Below are 17,516 nucleotides of genomic sequence, written 5' to 3' on the forward strand. Positions count from 1 at the left end.
TAGGCTTGATGTTCGGATGGAAGCGGGCGGTGCAAGGCCGCCCGGTCACGACGAAATCGATGGAGAGAGTGGGCGATCGGCTGTGTCGAGCCAATTGACCGGAGTGGGAACCGAAGACGGCTCCGCTGGCGAATTCGGGGCCAACGAGTGGCTCGTCGACGAGCTGTACGAACAGTTCGTCCACGACAAGAACTCGGTCGACAAGTCCTGGTGGCCGATCCTCGAGAACTACCACCCGGCGGTGAAGGACGAGTCGATCCCGGCCCCGGGTGAGACCCCCTCCGAGACCCCCGCCCCGACCCCGTCGGAGCCGAGTGTTCCGTCCCCCTCCGAGCCGACCGCTCCGAGCCCGGCCGAGCCGACGACTCCCGCCCCGTCGGAGCCGACCCCGCCCGGCCCCTCCGAGTCGTCGACACCGGCTCCCGCGGCCGGCGGAGCACCCGCCCCGCACCCGAACGAGCCGAAGCCGGTCACGACGCCCATCCCGGTGATCGGCCAGCAGCCCGTCGCCCGCACCACCTCCCTGGCGCCGAAACCGCAGCCCGTCCCCGCCGACGCGCCGGTGACCGCCCCCAACGCGACCCAGGAGGCCGCCGAGGAGGACCGCGTCACCCCGCTGCGCGGCATGTCGAAGTCGCTCGCCACGAACATGGATGCGTCGCTCACCGTCCCGACGGCGACGAGCGTCCGGACCATCCCGGCGAAGCTGCTGATCGACAACCGGATCGTCATCAACAACCACCTCAAGCGCGCCCGCGGCGGCAAGGTCTCCTTCACCCACCTCATCGGCTGGGCGCTCATCCAGGCGCTCAAGGAGTTCCCGAGCCAGAACGTCTACTACTCCGAGGTCGACGGAAAGCCCTCGGTCGTCGCCCCCGCGCACATCAACCTCGGCATCGCGATCGACCTGCCGAAGCCGGACGGAACCCGCGCTCTCCTCGTCCCCAGCATCAAGCGCGCCGACACCATGCGCTTCGGTGAGTACCTCGCCGCGTACGAGGAGCTCGTGAGCAAGGCCCGCAACAACAAGCTGGCCGCAGGCGACTTCGCCGGCACCACGATCTCGCTCACCAACCCCGGCGGCATCGGGACCGTGCACTCGGTCCCCCGCCTCATGAAGGGCCAAGGCGCGATCATCGGCGCCGGCGCCCTCGAGTACCCGGCCGAGTTCCAGGGTTCCAGCGAGAAGACGCTGGCCGGACTCGCGATCGGCAAGACCATCACGCTGACGAGCACCTACGACCACCGCGTCATCCAGGGAGCCGGCTCCGGCGAGTTCCTGAAGATCGTGCACGAGATGCTGATCGGCAAGCGCAACTTCTACGAGGACATCTTCGCCGAGCTGCGCATCCCGTACGTCCCGATCCACTGGAACCCGGACATCAGTGTCGACCTGGCGAGCGCCGTCGACAAGACCGCCCGCGTCCAGGAGCTCATCAACTCGTACCGCGTGCGCGGCCACCTGATGGCCGACATCGACCCGCTCGAGTACAAGCAGCGCACCCACCCCGACCTCGAGATCGAGAGCCACGGGCTCACCTTCTGGGACCTCGACCGCGAGTTCGTCACTGGTCAGTTCGGCGGCGACCGCCGCAAAATGAAGCTGCGCGACATCCTCGGCGTGCTGCGCGACTCGTACTGCCGCACCGTCGGCGTCGAGTACATGCACATCCAGGACCCGGCCCAGCGCCGCTGGTTCCAGGACAAGCTGGAGCGCCCCTACGAGAAGCCGAACCACGACGAGCAGCTGCGCATCCTCGGCAAGCTCAACGAGGCCGAGGCGTTCGAGACCTTCCTGCAGACCAAGTACGTCGGCCAGAAGCGGTTCAGCCTGGAGGGCGGCGAGTCGACCATCCCGCTGCTGGACGCGATCATCCAGGGCGCCGCCGAGGCCCAGATGGACGAGGTCGCGATCGGCATGGCTCACCGCGGCCGTCTCAACGTTCTGACGAACATCGCCGGCAAGACCTACGGCCAGATCTTCCGCGAGTTCGAGGGCACGCAGGACCCGCGCACGGTCCAGGGCTCGGGCGACGTGAAGTACCACCTCGGCACCGAGGGCACCTTCAAGGGCGCCGGCGGCGAGGAGATCCCCGTCTACCTGGCGGCGAACCCCTCGCACCTGGAGGCCGTCGACGGCGTCCTGGAGGGCATCGTCCGCGCCAAGCAGGACCGCCGCCCGGCCGGCACCTTCCTCACGCTGCCGATCCTCATCCACGGCGACGCGGCCATGGCCGGTCAGGGCATCGTGGTCGAGCAGATGCAGATGTCGCAGCTGCGCGCCTACCGCACCGGCGGCACCATCCACGTCAACATCAACAACCAGGTCGGCTTCACCACCTCGCCGGGTGAGGCCCGCAGCTCGGTGTACTCGACCGATGTCGCCAAGACCATCCAGGCGCCGATCTTCCACGTGAACGGCGACGACCCGGAGGCCGTCGTCCGTGTCGCGGAAATCGCGTTCGCGTACCGCCAGGAGTTCAAGCGCGACGTCGTCATCGACCTGGTCTGCTACCGCCGCCGCGGCCACAACGAGGGCGACGACCCGTCGATGACGCAGCCGCTGATGTACAGCCTCATCGAGGCGAAGCGCTCCGTGCGCCGCCTCTACACGGAAGCACTCGTCGGCCGAGGCGACATCACCGAGGAGGAGTACGAGCAGGCGCACCGCGACTTCCAGGACCGCCTGGAGCGCGCGTTCATGGAGACGCACGCGGCGCAGACCACTCCGACGCCCGTCCTCACCCCCGGCGAGAACGGCGACCTGGAGCAGGCGCCCCAGGAGGACGACACCGTCGGCGAGCCGGAGACCACCGCGGTCAGCGCGCAGGTCATCCACATGATCGGCGACGCGTTCAACAACCCGCCCGCCGGTTTCACGGTGCACCCGAAGCTGCAGCAGCTGCTCAACAAGCGCAGCGAGATGAGTCGCAACGGCGGCGTCGACTGGGGCTTCGGCGAGCTGCTCGCCCTCGGCTCGCTGCTGATGGAGGGCACCCCGGTGCGCCTCGCCGGTCAGGATGCGCGCCGCGGCACGTTCGTCCAGCGCCACGCCGTGCTGCACGACCGCGTGAACGGCCAGGAGTGGCTGCCGCTCGCGAACCTCAGCGACAACCAGGCCAAGTTCTGGATCTACGACTCGCTGCTCAGCGAGTACGCGGCCATGGGCTTCGAGTACGGCTACTCGGTCGAGCGGGCGGATGCGCTCGTGCTCTGGGAGGCCCAGTTCGGCGACTTCGCCAACGGCGCCCAGATCATCATCGACGAGTTCATCTCGTCGGCCGAGCAGAAGTGGGGCCAGCGCTCGTCGCTGGTGCTGCTCCTCCCGCACGGCTACGAGGGCCAGGGACCGGACCACTCCAGCGCCCGCATCGAGCGGTATCTGCAGATGTGCGCCGAGAACAACATGACCGTCGCGCGTCCGTCGACCCCTGCGTCGTACTTCCACCTGCTGCGCCGCCAGGCGTATGCCCGCCCGCGCCGCCCGCTGATCGTCTTCACGCCGAAGGCGATGCTGCGACTGCGTGGCGCATCCAGCGACGTCGAGGAGTTCACCAGCGGCCGCTTCGAGCCGGTGATCGACGACACCCGGATCACCGACAAGAGCAGCGTGAAGCGCGTCCTGTTGATGGCCGGAAAGCTGTACTACGACCTGCTCAACGAGCTGGAGAAGAACCCCAACCCGGAGATCGCGCTGGTGCGTGTCGAGCAGTACTATCCGCTCCCCGCCGCCGAGCTCAAGTCGGTCGTCGACTCGTACCCGGACGCGGAGCTGGTCTGGGTGCAGGACGAGCCCGAGAACCAGGGCGCCTGGCCGTACATGATCCTCGAGACCTCGAAGCTCGGCCCGCGCCCGCTCGGCGTGGTCTCGCGCCCGCCGTCGGCGTCGCCCGCCGCCGGCTCGGCCAAGCGTCACCAGCAGGAGCAGCAGGTCCTGATCCAGCGCGCTCTGACCCTGTAAGCGGAAACGCGTACGGGAGAGCCCCCGGTCTGCGTGACCGGGGGCTCGCTCGCGTCAGCCGTCAGTCGCGCCCGACCGGTGCTGGTGCGGTCGGCGCGCGCCGGCGTAGTTTGAGCCCATGACCGTCGTCACGAATCACCGGCTCGGCGAGCCCTGCTGGGTCGACTACGCGAGCTCCGACGTCCCCCGCGCCCGCGACTTCTACACCGCCCTCCTCGGCTGGACCGCCGAGGAGTCGCGAAGCGGCGAGTACCTGACGTTCCGGCGCGACGGGCGAGCCGTCGCGGGGCTCGGTCCCCTGGTCGAGGGCGTGCGTCCGGACTCGTGGCTCACCTACCTGCTGGTCGACGACGCCGACGCTTCACTGCGCGCCGCCACCGCGGTGGGCGCTCAGGTCGCGGTCCCCGTCGAGACGGTCGGCGACCAGGGCCGGCTGGCGGTCATCACCGACCCCGGCGGCGCCGTGGTCGGCATGTGGGACCCGGCGGACCACCGCGGCTTCGACCTCGTGGACGAGGTGGGCGCGCCCTCCTGGCACGAGCTGTACGCGCGCAACTATCCCGTGCAGGTGGAGTTCTACAGCATGGTGTTCCGCTGGTCGCTCCAGGTGCTCGGCGACACCGCCGACTTCCGTTATGTGACGTTCGGCGACCCCGAGGCACCTGCGGGCGGGGTGTTCGACGCCGACAAGATGCTGCCAGAGGGTGTGGCCTCGCACTGGGTCGTCTACTTCGGCGTCGCCGATGCGGGCGCCGCGTCCGAGCGTGTCACCGAACTGGGAGGGACCGTCGTACGCGACCCGTGGGACAGCGAGTTCGGACGCTTCGCGCAGGTCACCGATCCGCTCGGCGGCCTGTTCTTCTTGCACGAAGTCGGCTCAGGCAGCGCCGCGTAGGCGCACACTCGGCACGGATCGCGCCGGCGAGAGCCTTTAGTGGACGCTCGCCTGGAACGAACGGATGCGCAGCAGCACCTCGGTGCGCAGCGTCTCGGGCGCCGTCTCCTTGCACGCCCGCTGCACCACCTCGGTGAGCACCACGTTCAGGTGCGCCTCGTCGGAGCACCCCGTGCAGTTCGCCAGATGCTCGCGCACGTCGGCAGCATCCTCGCTGCACAGCTCGTTGCGCAGGTACTCCTCGAGTTCGGCCTTCGCCTTCTCACAACCGCAGTCGGTCATTTCTTGCTCCTGGGGGTCTGCACGGCGTTGTCTCCCTGAACGGCGGAGAGGCCACGCTCGTGCGCGTAGTCGGTCAGAAGCTCCCGGAGCATGCGACGGCCGCGGTGCAGGCGGCTCATCACGGTGCCGATCGGGGTCTTCATGATGTCGGCGATCTCCTGGTAGGAGAACCCTTCGACATCGGCGAGGTACACGGCCAGCCGGAAGTCCTCCGGGATGGCCTGCAGCGCGTCCTTGACGGCGCTGTCCGGAAGGTGGTCGATCGCTTCGGCCTCGGCCGAGCGGCTGGAGGACGAGGACATGGACTCCGCGCCTCCGAGCTGCCAGTCCTCGAGCTCGTCGATCGTCCCCTGGTAGGGCTCGCGCTGCTTCTTGCGGTACGTGTTGATGAACGTGTTCGTGAGGATGCGATACAGCCAGGCTTTCAGGTTGGTGCCCTGCTGGAACTGGTTGAACGCCGAGTACGCCTTCACGAACGTCTCTTGCACGAGGTCCTGCGCGTCCGACGGGTTGCGGGTCATGCGCAGGGCGGCCGCGTACAGCTGATCCATGAAAGGCAGTGCCTGCTCCTCGAAGAGGCGGCCCTGATCCTCGGTCTCGGTCTCGGTGGTGCTCATCACCGGCCAGTCTAGTTGCGGCGCCCGCGCAGCGCCCCTGCGGGAGGATCGCGCACGGTCGACGATCCGGCGCGTTGTGACGCGGGGGGCGTCGAGCACGGCGGTGGCGGCCACGGGCGGATCCTTCCTCCTGGTCCCTCTCGGCGGGAACCCGGATAATCTTGACAACAATGCTGATCTCGAAATATTCCGCTCCGGACTTCGATCCGTACGGCGACAACCGTGCCGACGAGCCGAACCCTCTGTGGCCGGCTCCCGTCGCGGGCGGCCCCGTCGCCGCGGTCGTCTCGCTCCCCGGCTCCAAGTCGCTCACCGCGCGCGAGCTCGTGCTCGCGGCCCTCGCGGACGGCCCGTCGCTGCTGCGCGCGCCCCTGCACTCCCGGGATAGCGCGAACATGGTGGAAGCGCTCCGCGCCCTCGGGGTCGGGATCGAGGAGCAGCCCGGCGCCGGCGGCTTCGGCGCCGATCTGCTGGTGACGCCCGCGGAGGAGCTGCTGGGCAGCACGACGATCGAGTGCGGTCAGGCGGGAACGGTGATGCGGTTCGTCCCCCCGATCGCCGGACTCGCCCTGGGCCCGACGATGTTCGACGCCGACGACTCCGCGCGCGGCCGTCCGATGGGCGCCATCATCTCGGCGCTCCGCTCGCTGGGCGTCGACGTGAACGACGACGGCCGCGGCTCCCTCCCCTTCACCGTGCACGGCACCGGACGGGTAGCCGGCGGCCCGGTGGAGGTGGATGCGTCCAGCTCCAGCCAGTTCGTCAGCGCCCTGCTCCTCTCGGCGAGCAGATTCGAGAACGGCCTCGACCTCACCCACTCCGGCGAGCGCCTGCCGAGCCTTCCCCACATCGAGATGACCGTCGCGGCCCTCGCGGCTCGCGGCGTGACCGTCGAGTCGCCCGGGACCGGCCGCTGGATCGTCGCACCCGGTCCCATCGCGGCGCTCGACGTCGACATCGAGCCGGACCTCTCCAATGCGGCGCCCTTCCTGGCCGCGGCCGTCGTCACCGGCGGCACGGTGACGATCACCGGCTGGCCCGCATCCACGACCCAGGTCGGCGCGGATCTCGCCCAGCTGCTCCCGCTGTTCGGGGCGACGGTAGCGCTCGACGGCGACCGGCTGACCGTCAGCGGGCCGGAGCGCCTGAACGGCGTCACGCTCGACCTGTCCACGGGCGGCGAGCTCGCCCCCGCCCTGGTCGCGATCGCGGCCCTGGCCGACGGCCCGAGCGAGATCACCGGGATCGGGCACATCCGCCACCACGAGACGGACAGGCTCGCGGCCCTGGCCGCCGAGATCAACGGGCTCGGGGGCGCCGTCACCGAACTCGAGGACGGCCTCCGCATCGAGCCGCGCCCGCTCCACGGCGGGGTCTGGCGCAGCTACGAGGACCACCGCATGGCCACGGCCGGTGCGATCGTGGGCCTCCTCGTGCCGGGTGTCGAGATCGAGAACGTCGCCACGACCGCCAAGACGCTCCCCCAGTTCACGCAGCTCTGGGAGCGGATGCTGCAGAACGGCACGTTGCCCGCGTGACGGACAACACGGGGTCGTGGTGGGACAACGACGACGACGAGGACGACGAGGAGCTCGACCTCTACGACGAGTCCAGCATCCGCAGCCGCCCCAACCCGAAGGGCAACCGGCCGCGCACCAAGACCCGGCCTGAGCACGCCGACGCGGTGATCGCGCGGGTGCTCGGCGTCGACCGTGGCCGCTACACCGTGCTGTTGGATGAGGACACCGACGACGAGCACGCGGTCACCGCCGCCCGGGCGAGCGAACTGCGGCGCAACCCGATCGTGACCGGAGACCGGGTCGCGGTCGTCGGGGACACCACGGGCGAGACCGGCACTCTGGCGCGGATCGTGCGCGTCGAGCCGCGGACCACCCTGCTGCGCCGCAGCGCCGACGACACCGACGAGGTCGAGCGCATCGTCGTGGCCAACGCCGACCAGATGCTGATCGTCGTCGCCGCCGCCAACCCCGAGCCGCGCACCCGTCTGGTCGACCGCTACCTCGTCGCCGCCTACGACGCCGGGATCGAGCCGATGCTCTGCGTCACGAAGACCGACCTCGCCGACCCGGCGGGATTCCTCGCGAACTTCGCCGGGCTCGACCTCCCGGTCTTCACGAGCCGCGAGGACAGCATCCCGGTTGGGCAGATCGCTGCGGCGCTCGTCGGGCACGACACCGTCGTGGTCGGACACTCCGGTGTCGGCAAGTCGACGCTCGTGAACGCGCTCGTCCCCGGGGCGAAGCGCGCAACCGGCCACGTCAACGAGGTGACCGGGCGCGGGCGGCACACGTCGTCGTCCACGGTGTCCCTGCGCGTGGAGGACGGCGAAGGGCGCCACGGCTGGGTGATCGACACCCCGGGCGTGCGGTCGTTCGGGCTCGGTCACGTGAACACGGACAGCATCCTGAAGGCCTTCACCGACCTGGCGGAGATCGCGGAGAACTGCCCGCGCGGCTGCACCCATCTGCCGGACGCCCCCGACTGCGCGATCATCGAGGCGGTCGAGGAGGGCCGGCTCGGCCCGACCGGTCGCGCGCGCCTCGACTCACTGCAGCGGCTGCTCGCCACCTTCGCCCGCTGAGTCCCGCCTCGCGGCCTCCCTCCCCTCCCTGAGGTGCTCGTTGTTGCGCGCCGCCGCGGCGTGTCGGCGGCAACGACGAGCACCTCAGCGGGAGGGACGGCGGGGGTGCGAGGATGGGCTCATGACTGATGTGCGACTCGAGGCGGGCGAGCAGGCTCCCGCGTTCAGCCTGACGGACCAGGACGGCAAGACGGTCTCCCTCGGCGATTTCGCCGGCGAGAACGTGATCGTGTACTTCTACCCCGCGGCGATGACCCCCGGGTGCACCACGGAGGCCTGCGACTTCCGCGACAATCTGAACTCGCTGAAGTCGGCCGGGTACCAGGTGATCGGCGTCTCGAAGGATGCGCCCGCGCGCAACAAGGAGTTCCAGGAGCAGGAGGGCCTCAACTTCCCGCTGCTCTCCGACGAGGATCTCGCGGTCCACAAGCGGTATGGCGCGTACGGCGAGAAGAAGCTCTACGGCAAGACGGTCGAGGGCGTCATCCGCTCCACGTTCGTCGTCGACCCGGACGGCTCGCTGCGCCTGCCGCTCTACAACGTGAAGGCGACGGGGCACGTGGCGTCGCTGCGCAAGAAGCTCAAGATCGACGCCTAGGCCGGAAGCCGGGGCACCGACGCCAGCAGACGCCGAGTGTAGGGGTCGCGAGGCGATCCGAGCACCTCGCGCGTCGGCCCCTGCTCGACGACGCGTCCACCCTGGAGCACCACGGTCTGGGCGCAGAGGGAAGCGACAACGCTGAGGTCGTGCGAGACCATCACCACGGTCATCCCTTCGGCCGATGCGAGATCGGCGAGCAGGTCGATGATCTGGATGCGGGTCGTCACGTCGAGCGCGCTCACCGGCTCATCCGCGAGCAGCACGCGCGGGCGCGACACGATGGCCCGGGCGATGGCGATGCGCTGACGCTGGCCGCCGGAGAACTCGTGCGGGTACCGCCGCATCGCGTCCGCCGGCAGGGCGACGGCCTCGAGTGCGCGGGCGACGCGCTCGCGCGCGTCCGCGCCGGTCGCGATGCCGAGAGAGGCCAGCGGCTCCCCCACGATCCGGCCGACACTCTGCCGAGGGTCGAGCGACGAGTAGGGATCCTGGAACACCGGCTGCACGCTGCGCCGGAAGCTGCGCAGCTGGCCGCGGTCGCGCGGGTCGAGCGGGGCGCCGTCGAAGAGCACCGCCCCGCTGGTGGGGCGGCTGAGGCCCAGCAGCAGGGAGAGCGCCGTCGTCTTGCCCGCGCCGGACTCGCCGACGAGACCCAGGCTGCGCCCCTGCTCCACCGAGAACGAGACGCCGTCGAGTGCCGGCGCGGCCGCTCGACGGTAGCGGAAGCCTGCATCGCGGAGTTCGAGGATCGGCGTCATGACACCTCCAGCGCGGCGTCGAGCTCACGGGCGCTGCGCACTAGCTCGACCGTGTACGGGTCCTGCGGGGCGCTCAGCAGCCGCTCCATCGGACCTTCCTCCACCACACGTCCATTGCGGAGGACGAGCGCCCGCTGCGCCATCCGCGACACCACGGCGAGGTCGTGGCTGACGAAGAGCAGGGCCATCCCGCGGTCGGCGACCAGCGCCTCCAGGAGGGTCAGCACCTCGGCCTGCACGGTCACGTCCAGCGCGGTCGTCGGCTCGTCGGCGATGAGCAGCCGCGGGCGGCACGCGAGGGCCGCCGCGATGGCGACGCGCTGACGCTGGCCGCCCGAGATCTCCCACGGATACGCGCGCGCGATGCGCTCCGGGTCCGGCAGGCCCACCTCGCTCATTGCAGCGAGGACCGCGCGCCGCAGCTCGTCGCCCTTCAGCCCGAGATGCCGGCGCAGCGGTTCCGCGACCTGGCGGCCGAGCCGCATCAGCGGATCCAGAGCCGTCATCGGCTCCTGGAACACCGTCGAGGCGACGCGACCCCGCAGCGGCACGAGGTCGCGCTCTCGCGCGCCGATCACCGGCACGCCGTCGAGCAGGACGCCGCCGGACGAGACGAGCCCCTCCGGCAGCAGCCCGGTGAGCGCGAACGAGGTGAGGGACTTCCCGGAGCCCGATTCCCCGATGAGGGCGAGCCGATCGCCGGCCTCCAGCCGGAACGACACGTCCTGCACCAGCGGCCGGCCGTCGCGCGTAGCGACGGAGAGCCCGTCGACCTCGAGGAGTGCGGGTGTGGCCGGGGCGGCGCTCATCGCGACCTCCTTCGCGTCGGGTCGGCGACGTCGCGGAGTCCGTCGGCGATCAGGTTCACGCCGATCACCAGCACGACGAGCGCGACACCGGGGGCGATTGCGCCGACGGGAGCCGTGGACACCGTCCCCTGCGCCTCCTGCAGCAGCCGGCCCCACGACGCGTTCGGCGGGGGCGCGCCGAGGCCGAGGTAGGACAGACTCGCCTCCGCGAGCACGGCGACGCCGAACTGCAGCGCGAGGCTGACGCTCAGCGTCGGCCAGATGTTGGGCAGGATGTGCCGGGCGATGATGCCCGCCCACGTCGTGCCCGAGGTCCGCGCCGCCGTGACGTACTGCTGGGCGAGGATGCGTTTGGCGAGCACCCGCGTGAGGCGGGCGACGACGGCCGACATCGCGAGCCCGATGGCGACGACGGCCGTGCCGAGGGAGGCGCCCTGTGCGGCGACGATCAGCATCGCGAGCAGCAGCGTCGGGAAGGCGATCAGGATGTCCAGCGCGGCCGAGAGGGTGTCGTCCACCCACTTGGTCGCGAAGGCCGCCAGCAGTCCGAGCGTCACGCCGACCACCGCGCCGATGGCGACCGAGCCGAGCCCGACCGCGAGGGCGATGCGTGCCCCGATCATCAGCTGCGTGGTCAGATCGCGGCCGAAGCGATCCGTTCCGAGCCAGTGCGCGCCGCTCGGACCTTCGAGCCGCGTACCGGACGTGTCGGCCTGCGCGTACGGCAGCCAGACGAACGACACCAGCGCGATGAGCACGATGACGCCGACGAGCACCAGCCCGATGCCCAGCGACACCGAGCGGCGCGTGCGTCTGCGGCCCGGGCCCGCCGGCTCCGGCGCGACGGCTTCCGTCGCCTGCTCCACGATCGCGCTCATACGTTGCCCGAGATACTGCGGCGCAACCGCGGGTCGACGAGTCTTTGTGCGATGTCGGCCAGGAATCCGACGACCAGCACGAGCAGCGTCGAGACGAAGAGGATGCCCTGGATGTTCGGGTAGTCGTGCTGCTCGATCGCCTTGAGCAGCATGCTGCCCAGCCCGGGGAGGGTGAACACGCTCTCCACCACGACAGCACCGAGGAAGGTCGTGGCCAGCTCGATCCCGAGAACCGAGATCACCGGGACAGCGCCGTTGCGCAGTCCATGACGCCACATCGCGCGGCCGAAGCCGGAGCCGAGCGCGCGGGCGTTGCGCAGGTAGTCGCTGCCGATCACGTCCAGCGTCGCACTGCGGACGTAGCGGGCGATCGACGCGCTCATCACGATCGCGATCGTCACCACCGGCAGCGCCAGCGAGGTCAGGGCCGCGTTCGGATCGGACCAGTCGTCGCGCGGGAAGCCGCCCGACGGGAACCAGCCCAGCGTGATGGCGAACACATCCACCAGCAGGATGCCCACCCAGAACACCGGGACGGCGATGCCGAGCTGCGAGAACGCGGACAGCGCGACGCCGTACCAGCGGTCGGCCTTCCAGGCGGCCACGAAGCCGATCGGAAGGGCGAGCACGAGGGCCAGAGTGAACGACAGCAGGGTGAGCGGAACGGTCACCGACAACCGCGCGGCGATCTCCGGGCCGACCGGGAGCGAGCTGATGAACGATTCGCCCAAGTTGAGCGAGAGAAGGCTGCCGAACCAGGTGAAGAACTGCTGCAGAAGCGGCTGGTCGCTGCCGACCTGGCGCTGCGCCGCAGCGATCTGCTCCTTCGTCGCGCCGACCGAGAGCAGCGCGTTCGACGGATCACCGGGGAGCACCCGCAGCAGGAAGAAGAGCACCACCATCGCCAGCAGCAACGACACCACGAGGAACGCGGTGCGGCGGAGCAGGTAGGCGGTCATGATCCCTTCCGGAGGAGGACACACAAAAGCGTAGATGCTCGGGGAGCCGGCCGGCTCCCCGAGCATCCCGGGTGTGGAGAATGCGTCAGGTGTGGAGAACTGCTACTTCTTGACGATGTCGTAGGCGAAGAACTGCGAGTTCAGGCCGTTGACCGGGTAGCCGCTCACCGAGCTGTCGGCGACGACGATCTGCGGGTAGAGGTACAGCCAGGCGCTGGCCGCATCCTTCGCGATCTGCTCGTTGACCTGCTTCAGTTTGGCGGTCTGCTCTGCGGTCGTGCTCGCCTGCTCGGCCTCGTTCACCCACTTCGTCACCTGGGGGTTGTTGTAGCCCCAGTAGAAGTCGGGGTTGCCGTACCAGACCACGTCACGGTCGTTCACGTGCTCCTGCAGGGTCGCCTGGAAGTCGTGGTTCTTGAACACCTTCGTGTACCACTCGTCCGCCGAGATGGAGTTGATGTTCACGGTGACGCCGACCTTCGCCAGCTCGCTCTTCAGGAACTCCGCGACGGCCGGGTGCGGGTCGTAGGTCGGGGTGTCGAGCGTGAAGCTGAAGCCGTTCGCGAAGCCGGCGTCCGCCAGCTCCTTCTTCGCCAGGTTGACGTCGTACGGGTTCACCTTGGTGAGGTCCTCGTACCAGGGGTCGCTCGGCGGCACCATGGACCCGATCAGCGTGCCGTAGTCGCCCCAGATGGAGTTGAGCAGCTTCTTCGTGTCGATGGCGGAGTAGACGGCCTTGCGCACCTCGGCCTTGTCGAACGGCGCGACCTTGTCGTTGAACGCCAGCAGCTCCTTGGTCGTCGACTTGCCGTTCGAGATCGTGTAGTCCTTGTTGCCCTTGAAAGTGCTGAGGGCGTCCGGGCTCTGGATGCTCGTGACGATGTCGACCTGCTTGGTCTGCAGCGCGTTCGACAGGGCGGAGGCGTCGGTGAAGTAGTCGAACTCGACCTGCTTGTTCTTCGCCTGCTGACCCCAGTAGCCGCTCCAGCGGTCGAGGCTGAGCGAGCTGCCGCGCTTCCACGTGCCGAGTTTGTAGGGCCCGGTCCCGTCCTCCGTGGTCTTGTAGCTGGAGGTGCCCGGGCCGTAGATCCAGACGTAGCTGAGGTTGTACGGAAGCGAGATCGACCGCGCGGACAGCGTGATGGTGACCGTCTTGTCGTCGGGGGTGTCGATCTTCGAGATCACGGCGAGCTGCGACTTGCGCGCCGACTGCGAGTCGTCCGCGGTCACACGCTCGATGCTGCGCTTCACGTCAGCGCTGGTGAGCGCCTTGCCGGAGTGGAACTTCACTCCGTCGCGCAGCGTGAACGTGTAGGTCAGGCCGTCCTCGCTGGCCGTGTACTTGGTGGCGAGGAGAGGCTCCACCTTGCCCGCGTCGGTCAGCTTGAACAGGCCCTCGTAGACGTTGCCGTTGAGCGCCTCGGTGACGCCCTGGCCGCCGCCGGCGGTGTTGTCCAGGTTGACGGGCTCGTAGAGCGAGCCGATCGCGATGGTCGCGTCGCCGCCGCCTGCGGACGACGACGACGCCCCCGCGCAGCCGGCGAGTGCCAGAGCCGAGGCCAGGCCGATCGCAAGCGTCGCGAACAGGGAGGATTTCTTCACGGTGTTACTCCAGTGCTGTGTGTGTGGGTGCGGTGGATCAGTGCTGGACGCCGCCGCGGAGAACGACGCGCTTCTCCCCCGCGGTGACCGCGACGGGGAAACGGTTGTTGCGCGGCGGCAGCGGACAGTTGTACTGATCGGAGAATCCGCAGGGCGGGACGAACGCCCGGTTGAAGTCGAGGACGACACGATCGCCGTCGTGCTGCACGAAGAGGAAGCGGCCCGAGGCGTACGTGCCGTCGTCGCCCTCCGCGCCGTTGCTGGGGTCGCCGAAGACGAGCAGCAGCGTGCCGTCGTCGTCGAACGCGCTCAGCGTGTACTCCACGCCGTCGCGCTCGAAGGTGATGTCGCCGGGAACGACGAGGTCGCGGCTGAGACCGTTGTCGCGCATGTGCTCGAACGGGATGGTGCGGTCCCCGCCGACCGGCGTGAACGTCGCCGCGATCACCCAGTCGGGATCGAACGGGAACACGTCGATGGTCTCGAACGCGCGGATGGCGGGCGACTGCGCATCCCACAGACGGATGCCGCGCTCGAGCTCACCCGTCTCGAGGCTGCGGCGCGTGAGCTGCGTCGCCGTGACCGTCTCGGGAAGACCCTCTCGCGCCTGCTCCGCCGTCGTGGTGTCGCCGTCCGGCAGCCAGCGCGTCTCGATGAGGGCCAGGTTGCCGGTGGGAGCCGTCACGCCGCGGAGTCGGCTCTCGCGCCAGGAGTCCCATCCGTCGCGCGCACGCTCGACGGTCTCCGGGGAGGCGGGCGCCGGGGAAGCGAGCAGACGGGAAGCGGACACGGCGGAGGGCGATGTGGAGATATCAGTCACGATGTCGGACATAACAATCCGAGTGTGGGGCTTGTTCCCGCTTCGCGCCTATTCGTGTTGCTCCGTGTTGCGAGCGGTGGCCCGCGCGACGGCCGGCGACACGGCCAGGAGGCCCGCGATGACCGCGGGCACCAGGAGCGCCCAGCCGAGGACAGGCTGCGCGTACAGCCCCTGGAAGCATCCCACCGCGATCGCGAGCTGGAGGATCTGGATGGTGAGCGCCGAGGCGCGCGCCCATCCGCGGCGCCGCAGGATCCCGGCGAGCGTCGCGATGACCCAGGCCGCCGCAAGGAAGACGAGCACGACGATCGCGACCGCCGACGGGTACGACGCCGGCTTCTCCGTCAACAGCTCGACGAGCAGCCACACGGCGAGCGCGACGACCAGCACCGCCTCGAGGGCGAGGATCGCGGCGAGCACGATCAGCAGAGGCGACCGCGCAGGAGGCACGTGCGCGCCCTCCGGTCCGGTCGACGGTGTGGCCCCGGGGGCGTTCTGGGGGTCGGGCACTATAGCATCCTGACGTTTCCGGCTCGTGTTCTCAGCGTTATCCCATACAAAACTATTGATTCGGAATAACTGCTATGGGAGCATGTTCAACGGTCGAGTTAACGCTCACAGGGTCGTGGGCAGGTCTGATTCCCCACGGATCTATGCACCCTGTTACTCGACTGCTTATCTGCATTCTATGGCCCCCTCAGGCCAGGAACCCCAGTAAACAAGGAGCACATCTTCATGGATTGGCGCGACAAAGCCGCCTGCCTCACCGCGGACCCCGAGCTGTTCTTCCCGGTGGGCAACACCGGCCCGGCGGTCGATCAGATCGACAAGGCCAAGGCGGTCTGCGCACGCTGCACCGTTACCGAGATTTGCCTGCAGTACGCCCTCGAGACCGGACAGGACTCGGGCGTGTGGGGCGGTCTCTCCGAGGACGAGCGTCGCGCTCTCAAGCGCCGCGCCGCCCGCGCCCGCCGCGCTTCCTGACGCGCGAGCGCACCACCTGCACGACCCAGCACCATACGTCGGCGCGGACCGGTTCTGCCGCGCGTACGACACCGCCGAGGCGGCGCTCACACACCTAGCACCGAGCGCCTCCTCGGCACTTTCATTGCCGGGCCTGACGGCTTCCGGCCGCGGCCGGCTGCTCGAAGCTCAGAGCTTGGTGAGGTAGCGCAGCGGGACCTCGATGGTGACCTCGGTCCCCTGGCCCATCATCGTGTGCCAGTCGATCGCACCGCCGAGCTCGCCCTGGATGAGCGTGCGGACGATCTGCGTTCCGAGGCCTGAGCCGACCTTCCCCTCGGGGAGGCCGGAGCCGTTGTCGACGACCTTGACCGTCAGCGACTCCTCCGACCGGTGCGCGATGATCTCCACCTGGCCCTCGCGGCCGGCGAGCCCGTGCTCGACGGCGTTGGTCACGAGTTCGGTGAGCGCCAGCGCCAGCGGCGTCGCGTACTCGGAGGGCAGCTGGCCGAAGGTGCCCGACTTCTTCGGGTGGACGGTGGTCGTGTGGCTCGCCGCCACTTCGGCGACCAGCAGGAGGACGCGGTCGAACACGTCGTCGAAGTCGACGATCTGCGCGAGTCCGGTCGACAGGGTGTCGTGCACCACGGCGATGGCCGCTACGCGCCGCATCGCCTGACTGAGGGCTTCGCGGGCCTCCTCCGAGTGCGTCCGCCGCGACTGGATGCGCAGCAGCGAGGCCACCGTCTGCAGGTTGTTCTTGACGCGGTGGTGGATCTCGCGGATCGTCGCATCCTTCGTGATGAGCTCGCGCTCCTGGTGACGCTGCTCGGAGACGTCGCGGCAGAGCACGATCGCCCCCACGCGTTCCCCGCGGTTGCGGATCGGGATGGCGCGCAGCGACACCGTGACGCCGCGCGCCTCGATGTCCGTCCGCCACGGGGCTCGGCCCGTGACGACCAGCGGCAGCGATTCGTCGGCCGTGATGGTGCCGGTCAGGAGGCCGGTCGTGACCGTGGCGAGGGACTCCCCCTCGAGCTCGCCCGTGAAGCCCATGCGGTTGAACGCGCTGAGGGCGTTCGGGCTGGCGAAGGTCGTCGTACCGTCCACGTCGAGCCGGATGAGGCCGTCCGCCGCGCGGGGAGCGCCGCGGCGCGGGGCCGCCGGCGCACCGAGGTCGGGGAAGTCGCCGCTGGCGATCATGTTGAAGAGGTCGTTCGCGCACTCGTTGAACGTGAGCTCCTGACGGCCCGGCGTCCGCGTCTCGCTGAGATTCGAGTGCCGGGTGATGACCGCCACCGGCTCCTCGGCCGTCTGCGGGGAGTGGACCGACAGGCGACGGATGACCGGGACGGCCCGGACGCGCGTCGGCGTCTCCTCGAACCAGTCGGGAGCCGAGGTGTCGATGATCTGCTTGGACCGGTACGCGTCGGTGACCTGCTGCCGCCACTCGGGCTTGATCCGCTGGCCGACGAAGTCGCGGTAGAAGAGCGTCGCGGCGGAGGACGGGCGCGCGTGCGCGACCGCGACGTAGTCGTCGTCGCGGGTGGGAACCCACAGCACGATGTCGGCGAATGCCAGGTCGGCGATCAGCTGCCAGTCGCCCACCAGCCCGTGCAGCCATTCGACATCCTCCTCCGAGGAGCGGCCGTGGGCGTGGACGAGATCGCTGAGCGTTGACACCATCCCATCCTAAACGGGGCCCTCCGGGGGGCCTCCCGAGTTATCCACACAGCGTTCATGCCCTGGCCCGGTTGGCGCGCGCCTGC

General features: G+C 69.5%; 16 protein-coding genes. 6 read left to right on the forward strand and 10 right to left on the reverse strand.

Annotated features, from left to right (window positions below; genetic code table 11):
- The first annotated feature begins 82 nt into the window (after nucleotides 1-82).
- Nucleotides 83-3,961, forward strand: coding sequence for a multifunctional oxoglutarate decarboxylase/oxoglutarate dehydrogenase thiamine pyrophosphate-binding subunit/dihydrolipoyllysine-residue succinyltransferase subunit (locus QRN40_RS02140; protein WP_285113835.1), 3,879 nt, complete (start codon nucleotides 83-85; stop codon nucleotides 3,959-3,961).
- A 118-nt stretch (nucleotides 3,962-4,079) separates the two neighbouring features.
- Entirely contained in the window at nucleotides 4,080-4,856 is a 777-nt protein-coding gene (locus QRN40_RS02145) for a VOC family protein (RefSeq protein ID WP_285113836.1), read from the forward strand.
- Between the two features lie 36 nt (nucleotides 4,857-4,892).
- Here QRN40_RS02145 and QRN40_RS02150 read toward each other — a convergent pair whose 3' ends face one another.
- On the reverse strand, nucleotides 4,893-5,138 hold the full coding sequence (locus QRN40_RS02150; RefSeq protein WP_018190122.1) for a zf-HC2 domain-containing protein: 246 nt from the start codon (nucleotides 5,136-5,138) through the stop codon (nucleotides 4,893-4,895).
- Nucleotides 5,135-5,755, reverse strand: coding sequence for a sigma-70 family RNA polymerase sigma factor (locus QRN40_RS02155; RefSeq protein ID WP_285113837.1), 621 nt, complete (start codon nucleotides 5,753-5,755; stop codon nucleotides 5,135-5,137). Before QRN40_RS02155 ends, QRN40_RS02150 begins: the two co-directional genes overlap by 4 nt.
- Nucleotides 5,756-5,925: 170 nt before the next feature.
- Here QRN40_RS02155 and aroA point away from each other — a divergent pair, with 170 nt between their 5' ends.
- From aroA to bcp, 3 genes are all read left to right on the forward strand, one after another.
- Nucleotides 5,926-7,293, forward strand: a complete 1,368-nt coding sequence (gene aroA / locus QRN40_RS02160; RefSeq protein ID WP_285113838.1) for a 3-phosphoshikimate 1-carboxyvinyltransferase — start codon at nucleotides 5,926-5,928, stop codon at nucleotides 7,291-7,293.
- Nucleotides 7,290-8,357, forward strand: a complete 1,068-nt coding sequence (gene rsgA, locus QRN40_RS02165; protein ID WP_285113839.1) for a ribosome small subunit-dependent GTPase A — start codon at nucleotides 7,290-7,292, stop codon at nucleotides 8,355-8,357. The genes aroA and rsgA overlap by 4 nt, the downstream gene beginning before the upstream one ends.
- A 121-nt stretch (nucleotides 8,358-8,478) precedes the next feature.
- Nucleotides 8,479-8,955, forward strand: coding sequence for a thioredoxin-dependent thiol peroxidase (gene bcp, locus QRN40_RS02170; protein ID WP_285113840.1), 477 nt, complete (start codon nucleotides 8,479-8,481; stop codon nucleotides 8,953-8,955).
- Here the strand turns inward: bcp and QRN40_RS02175 are convergent.
- The 7 genes from QRN40_RS02175 to QRN40_RS02205 all read right to left on the reverse strand — a co-directional run bounded on the left by QRN40_RS02175 (nucleotide 8,952) and on the right by QRN40_RS02205 (nucleotide 15,294).
- Nucleotides 8,952-9,716, reverse strand: a complete 765-nt coding sequence (locus tag QRN40_RS02175; protein ID WP_285113841.1) for an ABC transporter ATP-binding protein — start codon at nucleotides 9,714-9,716, stop codon at nucleotides 8,952-8,954. The genes bcp and QRN40_RS02175 overlap by 4 nt on opposite strands.
- Nucleotides 9,713-10,525: an ATP-binding cassette domain-containing protein gene (locus tag QRN40_RS02180; protein ID WP_285113842.1), complete on the reverse strand. Its 813-nt coding sequence runs from the start codon at nucleotides 10,523-10,525 to the stop codon at nucleotides 9,713-9,715. Before QRN40_RS02180 ends, QRN40_RS02175 begins: the two co-directional genes overlap by 4 nt.
- Entirely contained in the window at nucleotides 10,522-11,403 is an 882-nt protein-coding gene (locus QRN40_RS02185) for an ABC transporter permease (RefSeq protein ID WP_285113843.1), read from the reverse strand. The genes QRN40_RS02180 and QRN40_RS02185 overlap by 4 nt, the downstream gene beginning before the upstream one ends.
- Nucleotides 11,400-12,362, reverse strand: coding sequence for an ABC transporter permease (locus QRN40_RS02190; RefSeq protein WP_285113844.1), 963 nt, complete (start codon nucleotides 12,360-12,362; stop codon nucleotides 11,400-11,402). Before QRN40_RS02190 ends, QRN40_RS02185 begins: the two co-directional genes overlap by 4 nt.
- 102 nt (nucleotides 12,363-12,464) lie before the next feature.
- The gene (locus tag QRN40_RS02195) at nucleotides 12,465-13,964 is read right to left on the reverse strand and encodes an ABC transporter substrate-binding protein (protein WP_285113845.1); all 1,500 of its coding nucleotides are present in this window, start codon (nucleotides 13,962-13,964) and stop codon (nucleotides 12,465-12,467) included.
- A gap of 37 nt (nucleotides 13,965-14,001) precedes the next feature.
- Nucleotides 14,002-14,796, reverse strand: a complete 795-nt coding sequence (locus tag QRN40_RS02200; RefSeq protein ID WP_285113846.1) for a DUF1684 domain-containing protein — start codon at nucleotides 14,794-14,796, stop codon at nucleotides 14,002-14,004.
- A gap of 36 nt (nucleotides 14,797-14,832) precedes the next feature.
- The gene (locus tag QRN40_RS02205) at nucleotides 14,833-15,294 is read right to left on the reverse strand and encodes a hypothetical protein (RefSeq protein ID WP_285113847.1); all 462 of its coding nucleotides are present in this window, start codon (nucleotides 15,292-15,294) and stop codon (nucleotides 14,833-14,835) included.
- A 225-nt stretch (nucleotides 15,295-15,519) separates the two neighbouring features.
- On the opposite strand from QRN40_RS02205, the gene QRN40_RS02210 reads away from it, so the two are divergent.
- Nucleotides 15,520-15,768 (forward strand): WhiB family transcriptional regulator, encoded by a 249-nt coding sequence (locus tag QRN40_RS02210; RefSeq protein ID WP_018190103.1) that lies wholly within the window; start codon nucleotides 15,520-15,522, stop codon nucleotides 15,766-15,768.
- A 168-nt stretch (nucleotides 15,769-15,936) separates the two neighbouring features.
- On the opposite strand, the gene QRN40_RS02215 is transcribed toward QRN40_RS02210, so the two are convergent.
- A complete protein-coding gene (locus QRN40_RS02215; RefSeq protein ID WP_285113848.1) occupies nucleotides 15,937-17,430 on the reverse strand; it encodes a sensor histidine kinase in 1,494 nt (497 codons plus the stop codon).
- Nucleotides 17,431-17,516 lie beyond the last annotated feature (86 nt).

The organism is Leifsonia sp. fls2-241-R2A-40a (genome assembly GCF_030209575.1).
Classification (GTDB): Bacteria; Actinomycetota; Actinomycetes; order Actinomycetales; family Microbacteriaceae; genus Leifsonia.

Excerpts from the sequence above, each read along its gene's own strand:
- QRN40_RS02185 (WP_285113843.1), bottom strand. The coding sequence starts at position 11,403 with ATGAGCGCGATCGTGGAGCAGGCGACGGAAGCCGTCGCGCCGGAGCCG.
- QRN40_RS02150 (WP_018190122.1), bottom strand. The coding sequence starts at position 5,138 with ATGACCGACTGCGGTTGTGAGAAGGCGAAGGCCGAACTCGAGGAGTAC.
- QRN40_RS02200 (WP_285113846.1), bottom strand. The coding sequence starts at position 14,796 with ATGTCCGACATCGTGACTGATATCTCCACATCGCCCTCCGCCGTGTCC.
- QRN40_RS02155 (WP_285113837.1), bottom strand. The coding sequence starts at position 5,755 with ATGAGCACCACCGAGACCGAGACCGAGGATCAGGGCCGCCTCTTCGAG.
- QRN40_RS02190 (WP_285113844.1), bottom strand. The coding sequence starts at position 12,362 with ATGACCGCCTACCTGCTCCGCCGCACCGCGTTCCTCGTGGTGTCGTTG.
- bcp (WP_285113840.1), top strand. The coding sequence starts at position 8,479 with ATGACTGATGTGCGACTCGAGGCGGGCGAGCAGGCTCCCGCGTTCAGC.
- QRN40_RS02145 (WP_285113836.1), top strand. The coding sequence starts at position 4,080 with ATGACCGTCGTCACGAATCACCGGCTCGGCGAGCCCTGCTGGGTCGAC.
- QRN40_RS02210 (WP_018190103.1), top strand. The coding sequence starts at position 15,520 with ATGGATTGGCGCGACAAAGCCGCCTGCCTCACCGCGGACCCCGAGCTG.
- QRN40_RS02175 (WP_285113841.1), bottom strand. The coding sequence starts at position 9,716 with ATGACGCCGATCCTCGAACTCCGCGATGCAGGCTTCCGCTACCGTCGA.
- QRN40_RS02180 (WP_285113842.1), bottom strand. The coding sequence starts at position 10,525 with ATGAGCGCCGCCCCGGCCACACCCGCACTCCTCGAGGTCGACGGGCTC.
- aroA (WP_285113838.1), top strand. The coding sequence starts at position 5,926 with ATGCTGATCTCGAAATATTCCGCTCCGGACTTCGATCCGTACGGCGAC.